A 12,978-nucleotide genomic window follows, 5' to 3' on the forward strand; every position below is an offset into this window, starting at 1 on the left:
ATGTCCAAATGCAGCAAATCACCCGGTTTTTCATATTCATAGCGTTGTACCGGAGCAGCAGGCTCCAGGTTAGCCAGTCGATTAAGTCCCCTTCGTTGCAGGATACGGGCGACTGAACTGTGCCCCACCCCCAAGGATTGGCTGATGTGCCGATAGGTCTGTCGCTGCTTGCGCAGCTCGATAATCCTCTGTTGCCGCTGGTCATCGATGGCATGGGGGCAGGATGCGGGGCGAGAAGAGCGATTGTGCAAGCCATCAGGCCCCTCCTGACGATATCGATTGAGCCACTTGTAAGCGGTTCGGGTACTGACCCCGGCAGCGTGAGCGGCCTCTTCCACACGCAGGCCCTGTTGAAGGATACGCCGGACAAGAAGCTGTCGACCAAAGAGGGTTAATCGGGCATTTTTATGGTTGTTCACTCGGGCACCTCGGATGATTGGTTTGGTTGGCGCCTCCAATTCTGCGGGAATGCCCCGAGTGAACAACCTACAGAGAGATCACACCTAGGCCGGGATCTTTGTTTTCACTCCTGCTCGCCCCTGTTTGGCGAGGCCTCACTGCCCCTGGCGTTGCAGGAAGTCAGTCGAGGGGGCGAAGAAGGCTGCGCCCGTCACCGCCTTGGTGAAGCGCAGCAGGTGGTCGAAGTGGCCGCCCTCCCCCTTGTACATGCTGGCCAGCATGGCATTGAAGTGCGCCTGGGTGCGGCAGCAGGAGATGAAGTAGAGCCCCTGCTCCTTCATGGTGCCCCAGGGCATGCTCTGGCGCAGTATCTCCATGGACTCGCCCTTGGGGGTCTTGAGGTTGACCCGCTTGATGTGGGAGGTCAGCGGCTTGTCGGCGGACTCGTACTCGATGTTGTCCTGCTTGGTGCGACCTATGATGTCCTCCTGCTCCTTCTGCGCCAGTCGCTCCCATTCGCTCATGGCATGCACCCAGCGCTGGACGTGGACGTAGGAGCCCCCCGCAAACTCACCGCCATCCACCAGCGCCACCTCGGCCCTGTGTTCACCCTGGGGATTCTCGGTGCCGTCGACGAAGCCGGTCAGATCCCGGCAATCCTGGTTGCGAAAACCGCGCATCTCCTCCGCCAGTTCCACCAGACCGCCGAGCAGGGCCATCAGCCGCTGGCCGGCATGGTGCAGTACGTCGACCCGATCCGCCCGCAGCTGCACGAACAGATCGAAGGGGGTATGGGGCGCCTGCTGGCCATTGGCCTCCTGGGCCATGAAGCCGCGAAACTGGGGCGGACGCGCCAGCGGGTAGAGGCTGTCCCAGGCTTCGGAGCCGACCGCCAGCAGGCCGGAGAAGCCTGCGTCGGGAAAATCGGCGCTGACGGACTGCCACAGGGTAGGCACCTTGGCGAGGCGGCGGACCAGCTCGGCGCGGTCGCCGACCCGGTTGAACATCAGATAGAGGGCATGCAGGTTAGGCTCTGCGCAGATCCCGGCTTGGGCGTTCATTCATCTCTCCCATGTGTGAGCATCGGTCGATCATAGAGGCGCCCGATTATAAAGCAATGACTGGCTGGATCCTTGACATGGCGCAGGGCCCGCCCCTCATAAGGGGTCGAACAGCACCAGAGGATGCGGCTCCACCTGCACCCGGGCGCGCCCCCGGGTCAGGGGCTCGCTGATGCTGGCCTCCAGGAGCTGTGCGCCACAGGCCAGCTGCACCCGGCAGTGATGGCCGAGGAACTGCTGCTCCACCAGGGTGAGCGGCCCCGCCTCGTCCCCACTGAGCTGCAACTGCTGGGGCCTGAGCATCAGCTGCAGCCGGGCGCCCAAGGGGCGGCCATGGGGCTCGCTGCCACGTATGGTACCGATGGCCGTGCTCAGGCTCCACGCGTCCACCACCTCGGCGTCCAGATAGTTGACCCCACCGAGGAACTCGGCCACGAAGCGGTTCTCGGGACGGCGATAGAGACGCTCCGGCTCCCCCACCTGCTCGATCTGGCCGGCACGAAACAGCGCCAGCCGATCGGCGAAGGCAAATGCCTCCTCCTTGCTGTGGCTGACGAAGACGGCCCCTATCCCCTGCCCCTTGAGCAGGGCGCGGATCTCCAGGATGAGCTTCATCCTCACCTGGGTATCGATATTGGAGAAGGGTTCGTCCAGCAGCATCAACCTGGGCTTGCACACCAGGGCGCGGGCGATGGCGACCCGCTGCTGCTGGCCACCGGAGAGCTGATGGGGATAGCGATCCCCCAGCCCCTGCAGGTTGACCAGGTTGAGGGACGCCTCCACCGCCTCGCGGCGCTCGCGCCGGCCCTGCCCCTCCAGGCCAAAGCCGATGTTCTCGGCCACCGTCAGATGGGGGAAGAGGGCATAGTCCTGGAAGATCATGCCAATGCCCCTGGCCTCCGGCGCCATGGTCACCCCGGGGCCGTCGAGCAACTGATCGCCGAGCAGAATGCGACCCTCTGCCAGAGGCAGCAGGCCGGCGATGGCCTTGAGCAGCGTGGTCTTGCCGCAGCCGCTCGCCCCCAGCAGGCAGACGATCTCGTTGTCGGCCACCGACAGGGAGAGCTGCTCCAGCACATTGCGCCCGTTGTAACGGCAACTGACGCCCTCAATCTGCAAACAAGACACGGCTCATATCCTCTCGTTCCTTGGGGCCGGCTCTGGGCCGGGCCGCCAGATGTAAAGCGGGCTCAATGGCCCTTGCCATCCAGGCTGCGGTTGACCCAGATCAGGGGCACCAGACCGACCAGCACGATGACGATGGCGCCGAGGGCACCCCGTTCGAGCATCTCGTCCGACACGAACTGGTAGACATGGGTGGCCAGGGTCTCGAAGTTGAATGGCCGCAGCAGCAGGGCGGCGGGCAACTCCTTCATGGATTCGATGAACACCAGCATGGCGCCGGCAAACAGGCCGCGCCGCACCAGGGGCAGGTGCACCCGCCTGAGCATGCCACCCGCCCCCTGCCCCAGGGAGCGGGCCGCCATGTCGAGGCTGGGGGAGATCTTGCCAAGGCTGCTCTCCACCGAGCCGATGGCAATCGCCACGAAGCGCACCAGATAGCCGAAGACGATGGCGGTGAGGGTGCCGGTCAGCAGCAGGCCGGGCCCCTGTCTCCCCAGCCACTCGGCCAGATCATTGATGGCAAAATCGAGGGCCGTGAGCGGTACCAGCACGCCGATGGCGAGCACGGTACCCGGCATGGCATAGCCCAGGGCGGCGAGGCGCAGGGGGATCAGGCTCTTGATCCCGCCATCGAGACGGCGGAAGAAGCCGAGCAGCAGGGCCACCCCCATGGCCAGCAGGGCGGTCAGGGTGGCGATGATCAGGCTGTTGCCGGCGAAGCGGACAAACTCCGGCGTCCATGAGAGGCCGAAATAGCGCACCCCGTAATCGAGCAGGATGGCGAACGGCAGTATGAAGCCCGCCACGACCAGGCCCCAGCACCAGCACCCGGCCAGCCAGCGCCCCATGCCCCCGAGGGGATAACGCAGCGGCTGCTCGAAGCCCATGGACTTCTGGAACACCTGCTGACGGGCCCGGGAGCGCCGCTCCAGCGCGATCAGCAAGACCACCGCCAGCAGCATCAGACAGGAAAGCTTGGCCGCCGTGGCCAGGCTGCCATAGCCGAGCCAGGTGTCATAGACGGCGGTGGTCAGGGTGTTGATGGCAAAGAAGTGCACGGTCGCAAAATCCGCCAGCGTCTCCATGGCCACCAGGGAGACGCCCACCATGATGGCGGGGCGAGCCAGGGGCAGGCTGAGGCGGCGAAAACTCTGCCAAGGGCTGCACCCCAGCAGGCGGCTCGACTGGATCAGGCTGACCGACTGCTCCAGGAAGGAGGCCCGTGCCAACAGGTAGACATAGGGAAACAGCACCAGGGCCAATACCCAGGCGGCGCCGCCGAGGGAGCGGATGGCCGGGAACCAGTAATCCGCCGGGCTCTGCCAGTCAAGCAGGGCTCGCAGGCTGGCCTGCACCGGGCCTGAGTAATCAAACAAGTCGGTGTAGACATAGGCCACTATGTAGGAGGGCATGGCCATGGGCAGCATCAGCGCCCACTGCAGGGCGCGGCGACCCGGCACCTGGCACATGGCGACCAGCCAGGCGGTGGGCACCCCGAACAGCAGGCTGAGCAGGACGACCCCCAGCACCAGCAACAGGGTATTGATGAAGTAGGTGGAGAGCACGGTATCGGCCAGATGGGCGAACAGATCCCCATCCGCCGAGAGCGCGGAAAACAGCAGTGCCAGAACGGGCAAAACCAGCAGCAGGGCGCAGGCCCAACCGCTGGCTATCCAACCAAATCGTTTCATGAGTCCACAAAAATGGATGGGGCACCTGGCCCCATCGGATTACAGATCGAACTGGACTTCGTCGAGCAGCGCCAGGGCATCCTTGCGGTGCTTGGCATAATCGCTGACCGGCAGGGCATCGACCTTGAAATCGCCCCAGGACTTGACCATGGCGGACGGCTCGACGCCGGGCTTGACCGGGTATTCGGCATTCACATCCGCGTACATGTGCTGCGCCTTGTCGCCGGCCAGGAACTCCATCAGCTTCTGGGCTTCTGCCTTGTTCTTGGCGTACTTGGTCATGGCCACGCCGCTCACGTTGACATGGGCGCCGCGATTGGTCTGGTTCGGGAAGTTGATCTCGACCGCGTCGGCCCAGGACTGCTGCGCCGGATCCTTCAACATGGCACCCAGGTAGTAGCTGTTGCCGAGGGAGATATCGCAGATGCCATCCTTGATCGCCTTGACCTGATCCCGATCGTTCCCCTGGGGCTTGCGCGCCAGGTTGGCCTTGACCCCTTCCAGCCAGGTCTTGGCGTCCGCCATGCCGTGATGGGCGATCATGGAGGAGACCAGGGCGACATTGTACTCGTGCTTGCCGCTGCGTGTACAAATTTTCCCTTTGAATTCAGGCTTGGCCAGATCTTCGTAGCTGATGGTGTCGAGCTTGCCCAGACGCTCCTTGCTGGAGTAGATGGCGCGCACCCGGGTGGTCAGGGCGAACCACTGGTTGTCCGGATCACGGTAGGCGGCCGGGATGTTCTCCTGCAGCAGCTTGCTGTCCACAGGCTGCACCAGGCCCTTGTCGACCAGATCGGTCAGGCGGCTGATGTCGACGGTCAGCATCAGGTCGGCCGGTGAGAGTTTGCCCTCGCGCTCCAGCCGCTCGTTGAGGCCCTCTTTGGCGAACACCACGTTGACCTTGATCCCCGACTCCTGCTCGAACTGCTGGATGATGGGTTTGATCAGCTCATCCTGACGGCTCGAGTAAACATTCACCTGCTGTGCGGCCAGGGCAGCCGGCGTGGAGATGGCGGTAAAGGCCATGGCCAACAGAGTCTTCTTCATCATGGAGTCAATCCCTTGAGTGGATAGAGTGAGAACTATTGTTGTTTGCATTCTGCCCCAGCAGCTTGCCCCATCGCAAGACGATCCCTTGCGCTGGCTCACATATTTACTCCACGATGAATAAAAAGGGCCGGATGGAATCCCATCCGGCCCTGCATGACAGCCTTCGTTATCAGTGGCTGGCTTTGACCGTCACGAATTCGGGGTAGGCATCCACACCGCATTCGTGCATGTCCACACCCATCATCTCTTCCTCTTCGCTCACCCGGACACCCAGGGTCGCCTTCAGCACTCCCCACACCAGCAGGGAGGCAAGGAAGACCCAACCGAAGATAACCGCGGCGCCGAGCAGCTGGGCTCCGAAGGTGGTCGCCTCGTTGCTGAAGGGCACGACCATCAGGCCGAAGAAGCCGCAGACACCGTGTACCGAGAGGGCACCGACCGGATCATCGATCTTGACCTTGTCGAAGCAGACGATGGCATAGACCACCAGCACACCGGCCAGCACACCGATCAGGCTCGCGAACAGCGGGCTCGGGGAGGCGGGGTCGGCCGTGATGGCCACCAGGCCAGCCAGGGCGCCGTTCAATACCATGGTCAGGTCGGCCTTGCCCCAGGTCAGCTTGGTCACCAGCAGGGCGCCGAGGGCGCCGGTCGCGGCGGCGGCATTGGTGTTGACGAAGACGGCACCGATGGCGGTGGCGTTGGCCGCATCGGACAGCATCAGCTGGGAGCCGCCGTTGAAGCCGAACCAACCCATCCACAGGATCAGGGTGCCCAGGGTCGCCAGGGGCAGGTTGGAGCCAGGGATCGGGTAGATCTCGCCGTTCTTGCCATATTTGCCACGGCGCGCACCCAGGATCAGCACGGCGGCCAGGGCGGCGGCGGCACCGGCGAGGTGCACTATGCCGGAGCCGGCGAAGTCGGAGAAGCCCGCCTCTTTCAGGAAGCCGCCACCCCAGGTCCAGTAACCCTCGACCGGGTAGATGACACCCGTCATCACCACGCAGAACAGCAGGAAGGACCACAGCTTCATCCGCTCGGCGACGGCGCCGGAGACGATGGAGGTCGCGGTCGCCACGAACACCACCTGGAAGAAGAAGTCAGACTCGAGCGAGTGGCTGGCATCTTCGGCCTGGGTGCCGATCAGGGTGCCGAAGCTCGGCAGCCAGCCGCCGGCGCCGTTGTCGACGTACATGATGTTGTAGCCGATCAGCAGGTACATGACGCAGGCGATGGTATACAGCAAAATGTTCTTGGTCAGGATCTCTGTGGTGTTCTTGGCGCGCACCAGACCCGCTTCCAGCATGGCGAAACCGGCGGTCATCCACATGACCAGCACACCGGACATCAACAGATAAAAGGTGTCCAGCGCAAACCGCAGCTCACTGACACTCTTGGCTAACTCTTCCATGATTCTCTCCTACCAGCTCTCTATCTTGGTTGCTTACAGCGCTTCGGCGTCGGTTTCACCGGTACGGATCCGCACCGCCTGCTGCAGGTCGTATACGAAAATTTTGCCGTCACCTATCTTGCCGGTGTAGGCGGCCTTGCAGATTGCTTCGATCACGCTCTCCACGTTGTCGGCTATGGTGGCTATCTCCAGCTTGACCTTGGGCAGAAAGTCGACCTGATACTCGGCGCCACGGTACAATTCGGTGTGTCCCTTCTGGCGGCCAAACCCCTTGACCTCGGAGACGGTCAACCCCTCGACCCCGAGGTTGGCAATGGCTTCACGAACATCGTCCAACTTGAAGGGCTTGATAATCGCAGTAATCAGTTTCATCTGGTTGCTCCCAATCCATGGTGTGTCGATATAGGGCAATCAATTCTTGTGCCAACAATTTTTAGTGTTATTTTTCATACAGATAACTCGTTCCCCTGTCACAGCCTCCGGCCAGGCTCCCCAAGGGAGAGCAGAGCGCCCCACAATGAGGCACCATCCTTAAACAAGGTTAAAAAATGCACCAACTTGGTTCAGTGACCCCATGCTAGTCATCTCCAACAGCGTGACCCTGCCCTGGCACGAGCTGCAATTCCAGGCCATGCGCGCCCAGGGTGCCGGGGGGCAGCATGTCAACAAGACGGATTCCGCCGTCTGGCTGCGCTTCGATTACCGCCACTCCCCCAGCCTGCCGGACCTCTACAAGGAGGGCCTGGACAAGCTCAGCGACAGCCGGGTCCACGACGGCTTCATCCTGATCCGGGTCGAGACCCATCGCAGCCAGGACATGAACCGCAAGGAGGCCATGAACCGGCTGGTCGAACTGCTGACCAAGGCGGCATGGCGCCCCAAGACGCGGCGCCCCACCAAGCCGACCAAGGGCTCCCAGCGCAGACGGGTCGAAGCCAAGAAACGCAAGGGGGACATCAAGTCCGGGCGCGGCAAGATAAACCTGGAGTGAGGCGGTTCGGCCCGAGGCCGGGTACCCATGACAAGAGCAGGGAGAATGAACACAGGATGAAGGGGCTTCTCAGAAGGGCTTCAGGAAGCCGCTGGCATGATGCGGACGTACCTGGTGGCGTACCACCATGCAGGTGCACCCATGTGACGCTTCCGATCTGTTTTCCCGCGCCTCCCCAGAGGCGCTTTTTTTGTGTCCGCCGCCAGCGCCCCGGGAGGCGGCCATAAAAAAGGCCCGCCGAGGCGGGCCATGACCGGAAGGTGCTAGCTTCAGGGGTCAATCAGAGGGCGAGGAACAAGCCTGCCAGCGCGGCGCTCATCAGGTTGGCGAGCACCCCTGCCAAGATGGCTCGCATGCCGTAGCGAGAGATGAAGGCCTTGCGCTCCGGCACCATGGCGCCCAGGCCACCGATCAGGATCGCCATGGAGGAGATGTTGGCGAAGCCGCACAGGGCGAAGGTGACGATTGCCTTGCTCGAGGTGCTCAGGGTCTGATCCTGCACCAGGGCGATGAAGGCGACGAATTCGTTGATGACCACCTTGGTGCCAATCAGGGCGCCAGCCGCCTGGGCCTGATCCCAGGGCACACCGATGAGCCAGGAGACGGGGGCAAACAGCCAGCCCAGGATGATCTGGAAGCTCAGCTCCCAGCCAAACAGAGCGCCACCCCAGCCGAGCAGGCCGTTGAGCAGGGCGATCACCCCGACGAAGGCCAGCAGGGTGGCCCCCACGGCGACCGCGATATTGAGACCGGCCATGGCGCCGTCGGCCGCCGCCTCGATCACGTTGGTGGCACGGGGGATCTCCACGTCCTGATGGTGATCCTGCTCATGCTCGGCCGGGGGCACCAGGATCTTGGCCATGGCCAGACCCGCAGGCGCCGACATGAAGGCCGCTGCAATCAGGTATTTCAGCTCCACCCCCAGGCTGGCGTAGCCCACCAGGGTGCCACCTGCGACCGAGGCCAGGCCGCAGCTCATCACCGCGAAGAACTGGGAGTCGGACATCTTGGCGAGATAGGGTTTGACCACCAGGGGGGCCTCCACCATGCCGACGAAGATGTTGGCGGTGGCGGAGAGGCTCTCGGCGCGGCCCGTTCTCAGCAACCGTTGCAGGCCGCCGCCCAGCAGGGCGATGATCCGCGGCATCAGACCGATGTGGTAGAGGATGGCGATGACGGCGGAGAAGAAGATGATGACGGGCAGCACGTTGAACGCAAAGATGAAGCCCAGCTTGAACTTGGCGAGATCCCCGAACAGGAAGGCGATCCCCTCCTGACCGTAACCGATGACATTGCTCACGCTCTCGCTGACGGCGTTGAGCACCCGCTGCCCGGCCGGCAACCAGAGCACCAGGGCGGCAAAAATCACCTGCAGGCAGAGGGCGCCACCCACTGTTCTCAAGGGAATACGACGACGGTTATCGGAGCAGAGGGCGGCGAGCGCCAGGATACAGAGCATGCCGAGCAAGGCGATCATGGGGGACTCCATCAGGGATTTTCGATGGGCGCGGATTCTGCGCGCCCCTGCCCGGCCCGGCAAGTGCGCCTGCGTTACAGCCCTGTTAGCAAAAACGTTTGCTCCACGCGGGTTTCGCCAACTGCCTGATTTGGCTCGATTTTGGTATCAGGCGAAAACCATCGTTTCTTGATGGAAACGATTATTCCTCCACACCGGACAATTTCCCCCCGACCCAGGGGGCGAGCCGCCGCGCCCAATAGGGCTCCTGGCCAAACCCCTCCTTGAGAAAATCGATGAACAGACGGATCTTGGGATCCAGGTGTTCGCGCCTGGCATAGACGGCGTGCACCGCCATCTTCTGGCTCGGGCGCCAGTCCGGCAGCAGGGGGATCAGGGCGCCCGATTGCAGCTCCTTGTCCAGCAGGTAGTTGGCGATATAGGCCACCCCCAGCCCGGCCAGGGCGGCGTCGCGCACCGCCTCCGCCAGATCGACCCGATAGTTGCCCGCCACCTGCACGCTCTGGCGCTCCTTTCCCTTGCGAAAGTGCCACTCGTGGTAGCGCCGCTCCCGGCTCTGATAGGTGATGCAGTTGTGGTGCAGCAGATCCTTGGGGGTCAGCGGGGTGCCGTGGCCGAGCAGATAATCGGGCGAGGCCACCAGCACGAAGCCGATGTCGGCCAGGCGCTGCCCTATCAGCCCCTCTGGCTTGTCCTCATAGGTGGTGATCCAGAGATCCAGCCCCTCATCCACCAGGTTGGTCCTGTGGTCGAACAGGGAAACTTCCAGCTCCAGCTCGGGGTAGCGCTGCTGAAACGCCTTGAGCCGCGGGATCACGTGCAGGCGACCAAAAGACTGGCCTACCCCGAGGTGGAGCACGCCGCTCACCTTGCCGCGCCTGTCCGCCACCATGGATTCTGCCTCCAGGGCTACCGCCACCAAGGCCCGGCAGTGGCGGGCATACTCCTGGCCCAGCTCGGTCAGGGCGAAGCGGCGGGTGGTGCGCTGCACCAGCTGGGCACCGAGATCGGCCTCGAGCTGGGCCAGCTGCTTGCTGATATGGGACTTGGAGACGCCAAGGCGCCTGGCGGCGGCGGAGATGCCCTGCTCGCGAACCAGGGCATCGAAGATCAACATCTGCGGCAATCGGTGCAGCACGGGGTCACCAGGTTGGGGGGCGGGCCTCCATTATTCCAGAGCCGCCCGGTCGGGGGTAGGGCCGCGTCCCCCTTGCGGGCGGGCGCCCTGCCCCATGCCGCCATGGTTAACCACCCAGGACTCACTACCAGGCCCCCTGAGCCGTGATGGCGAAGGGTCGGGACGCCCTGCCAGCGACCCTGATGGCTAGCTAGCGGCCGAGGGCCCCCTTGAGCTCCCGCAGCAAGGGATCGGCCGCCGGGCTCTGTCTGGCGCCATAGCTGCCAATCAGCTCGCCATCACGGCCCACCAGGTACTTGTGAAAGTTCCAGTTGGGGGCATCCCCGTCGGCCGCGGCGGCCAGCCCCTTGAACAGGGGCGCCGCATCGGCGCCACGTACCGCCACCCGGTTGAACATGGGAAAGCTGACCCCGTAATCCCGGCGACACACCTCGGCGGTCTTGTTCTCGTCATCAGCCTCCTGCCAGAAGTCGTTGGAGGGGAAGCCCAGCACCATCAACCCCTCCGCCTTGTGGTCCTGATAGAGCCGCTCCAGATCCCGGAACTGGCCGCTGTAGCCGCAATAGGACGCGGTATTGACCACCAGCACCACCTTGCCGTCGGTCAGCTGGCAGAGGTTGTGGCGCTGGGTGCCATTGAGCTCCCGCATCTCCACATTGAAATAGTCGGGGCAGGCGGCGGATGCCATCCCGCTCCCCAACAGCAACCACAGGGCACTCCATTTCATCGCCAGCACTCCTCTATCGGTTTATCCGTCATACGCGGCGCCCGCCGGGTTCACTCTCAATAAAGCGCAATGCCGGTCAGCCAGCCATGGCCCCAGAAGATGAGCAGGGCGCTGGCCGCCAACCCCAGGGCCAGCGTCACCAAGGTACCCTGCCAGTTCGCCTCGGGTCTGGCTACCTGGCCCCAGTCACGAAGCGATATCCAGATGATGCTCACCAGCGCCCAGGTGCCCAGGCCGCCGAACAGCACCAGGGAGCGGGCCTCGGCATTGACCAGCAGGTGGGCACCACTCCAGATCAGCACCCCAAGCAGCTGGGGGTGGCGCAACCAGCGCCGAAAATGGTTCGGCCCCTGGCCGGCGAAGAAGAGGATCAGGGCCAGCGGCATCAAGCCCTGGGCGGCCATGGGGCCCCAGGCGGGCAGGAAGTAGAGCGGCATGGGATAGAGGCTGCGCCAGCCGGCGATGATGAGGGCGATGGCCACCAGCAGCAGCAGGGAGAAACAGCCCTTGTAGCGGTTCTCCCCCAGACGCGCCCTGAGCCTGGCGCGATGGGCCCGGGCGAAGCAGGGGTAGAGGTGTACCAGCGTGAACAGCAGCACTCCCAGGATCAGCATCAACATGGTCACCTCCTCGTCGTCAGGCCATCACTATGACGCAAACGGCCCCGCTGGCCTACAGAAACCACTGGGCCCGCTGGGCAGAACAGAGGTGAAAAAAATACCGGCCAGGTGCCGGTATTGGAAAACGCCACACGGGGTGACGACGGGATCAGAGGCCCAGTCGGTAGAGGGCCGCCACATTGCGGGCCGTGAGTTGCACATTGGTGCTGGCGGTGGCCAGGGCCTCGGGCAGGGACATGGCCCGGTTGACCACGGCGAACACCGCATCGATGCCGTGCTCATGGACCAGGCCGCAGTCGTCGGTGAGGCAACCGGCGATGCCGATCACTGGCTTGCCGAACCGCTTGGCGCAGCGGGCCACCCCTATGGGGGTCTTGCCGTGGATGGTCTGGCTGTCGATGCGCCCCTCGCCGGTAATCACCAGATCCGCCCCGGCCACCGCCTCGGCCAGCTTCAGCGCCTCGATGACGATCTGGATGCCGGGTTTGAGTTCGGCGCCGAGCAGGCCGACCAGGGCGGCCCCCATGCCACCGGCGGCCCCGGTGCCCGGGATCTCCTTCACCTGGCGGCCCAGGGCCTGCTCGATGCAATCCGCGTAGCGGGCCAGATTGGCATCCAGCTCGGCCACCATCTCGGGAGTCGCCCCCTTCTGGGGACCGAACACGGCGGAGGCCCCTTTCGGGCCGCACAGCGGATTGTCCACGTCGCAGGCCACCTCTATGGTGAGCCCGGCCAGACGGGAGTCCAGCCCGCTCAGGTCTATGGTGGCGAGCTCGCCGAGACCGGCGCCCCCCGGTGCTATGGGGGTACCATCTGCTTTCAGGAGCTTGCCGCCGAGGGCCTGGATCATGCCGGCGCCGCCGTCATTGGTGGCGCTGCCGCCGATGCCGAGGATGAGGTGGTTCACCCCCAGATCCAGGGCCGCCAGGATCAGCTCCCCGGTGCCGATGCTGGAGGTGAGCCGCGGATTGCGCCGCTCGGGCGCCACCAGATGCAGGCCGGAGGCGGCCGCCATCTCGATGACGGCGCGCTTGCCATCCCCCAGCAGGCCGAGGAACCCCTCAACCCGCTCCCCCAGGGGCGCCGTCACTTCGACGGTGACGATGCGTCCTCCGGTGGCGTCCACCAGGGACTGCACCGTCCCCTCGCCGCCATCGGCCATGGGCAGCTTGACGTAGGTGGCATGGGGAAATACCTGCCTGAAACCGGCCTCGATGGCATCGGCCACCGCCATGGCGCTCAGGCTCTCCTTGAATGAATCCGGGGCGATCACAATGTTCATATCAGT

13 protein-coding genes are annotated in these 12,978 nt (G+C 64.0%); 1 reads left to right on the forward strand and 12 read right to left on the reverse strand.

The window, feature by feature from the left end; genetic code table 11:
- The 7 genes from ACLHZ1_RS09665 to glnK all read right to left on the reverse strand — a co-directional run.
- Positions 1 to 419: leucine zipper domain-containing protein (locus tag ACLHZ1_RS09665; RefSeq protein ID WP_427261911.1), on the reverse strand; the 419-nt coding region annotated here is incomplete at its 3' end.
- A gap of 135 nt (positions 420 to 554) precedes the next feature.
- The gene (locus ACLHZ1_RS09670) at positions 555 to 1,460 is read right to left on the reverse strand and encodes a Dyp-type peroxidase (protein WP_408793651.1); all 906 of its coding nucleotides are present in this window, start codon (positions 1,458 to 1,460) and stop codon (positions 555 to 557) included.
- Between the two features lie 96 nt (positions 1,461 to 1,556).
- Entirely contained in the window at positions 1,557 to 2,588 is a 1,032-nt protein-coding gene (locus ACLHZ1_RS09675; RefSeq protein ID WP_427261912.1) for an ABC transporter ATP-binding protein, read from the reverse strand.
- Between the two features lie 62 nt (positions 2,589 to 2,650).
- Positions 2,651 to 4,276 (reverse strand): ABC transporter permease, encoded by a 1,626-nt coding sequence (locus tag ACLHZ1_RS09680; RefSeq protein ID WP_427261913.1) that lies wholly within the window; start codon positions 4,274 to 4,276, stop codon positions 2,651 to 2,653.
- Positions 4,277 to 4,315: 39 nt separating this feature from the next.
- Entirely contained in the window at positions 4,316 to 5,323 is a 1,008-nt protein-coding gene (locus ACLHZ1_RS09685) for a Fe(3+) ABC transporter substrate-binding protein (RefSeq protein ID WP_427262002.1), read from the reverse strand.
- Between the two features lie 172 nt (positions 5,324 to 5,495).
- Positions 5,496 to 6,737 carry an ammonium transporter gene (locus tag ACLHZ1_RS09690; RefSeq protein WP_427261914.1) on the reverse strand — a complete coding sequence of 414 codons (1,242 nt, stop codon included), beginning with the start codon at positions 6,735 to 6,737 and terminating at the stop codon, positions 5,496 to 5,498.
- Between the two features lie 33 nt (positions 6,738 to 6,770).
- Positions 6,771 to 7,109, reverse strand: coding sequence for a P-II family nitrogen regulator (gene glnK, locus ACLHZ1_RS09695; protein WP_041995187.1), 339 nt, complete (start codon positions 7,107 to 7,109; stop codon positions 6,771 to 6,773).
- Between the two features lie 202 nt (positions 7,110 to 7,311).
- On the opposite strand from glnK, the gene arfB reads away from it, so the two are divergent.
- A complete protein-coding gene (arfB, locus tag ACLHZ1_RS09700; RefSeq protein ID WP_408793644.1) occupies positions 7,312 to 7,728 on the forward strand; it encodes an alternative ribosome rescue aminoacyl-tRNA hydrolase ArfB in 417 nt (138 codons plus the stop codon).
- 280 nt (positions 7,729 to 8,008) lie between these two features.
- On the opposite strand, the gene ACLHZ1_RS09705 is transcribed toward arfB, so the two are convergent.
- The 5 genes from ACLHZ1_RS09705 to ACLHZ1_RS09725 all read right to left on the reverse strand — a co-directional run bounded on the left by ACLHZ1_RS09705 (position 8,009) and on the right by ACLHZ1_RS09725 (position 12,972).
- On the reverse strand, positions 8,009 to 9,205 hold the full coding sequence (locus ACLHZ1_RS09705) for a NupC/NupG family nucleoside CNT transporter (protein ID WP_427261915.1): 1,197 nt from the start codon (positions 9,203 to 9,205) through the stop codon (positions 8,009 to 8,011).
- Positions 9,206 to 9,386: 181 nt separating this feature from the next.
- Positions 9,387 to 10,322 carry a LysR family transcriptional regulator gene (locus ACLHZ1_RS09710; protein WP_427262003.1) on the reverse strand — a complete coding sequence of 312 codons (936 nt, stop codon included), beginning with the start codon at positions 10,320 to 10,322 and terminating at the stop codon, positions 9,387 to 9,389.
- Between the two features lie 211 nt (positions 10,323 to 10,533).
- On the reverse strand, positions 10,534 to 11,070 hold the full coding sequence (locus ACLHZ1_RS09715) for a glutathione peroxidase (protein WP_427261916.1): 537 nt from the start codon (positions 11,068 to 11,070) through the stop codon (positions 10,534 to 10,536).
- 56 nt (positions 11,071 to 11,126) lie between these two features.
- Positions 11,127 to 11,690, reverse strand: a complete 564-nt coding sequence (locus tag ACLHZ1_RS09720; RefSeq protein WP_427261917.1) for an NnrU family protein — start codon at positions 11,688 to 11,690, stop codon at positions 11,127 to 11,129.
- A gap of 148 nt (positions 11,691 to 11,838) precedes the next feature.
- Positions 11,839 to 12,972, reverse strand: coding sequence for a glycerate kinase (locus ACLHZ1_RS09725; RefSeq protein WP_427261918.1), 1,134 nt, complete (start codon positions 12,970 to 12,972; stop codon positions 11,839 to 11,841).
- Positions 12,973 to 12,978 lie beyond the last annotated feature (6 nt).

The sequence above is a fragment of the Aeromonas sobria genome (assembly GCF_050266975.1).
Lineage (GTDB): Bacteria > Pseudomonadota > Gammaproteobacteria > Enterobacterales > Aeromonadaceae > Aeromonas > Aeromonas sobria_B.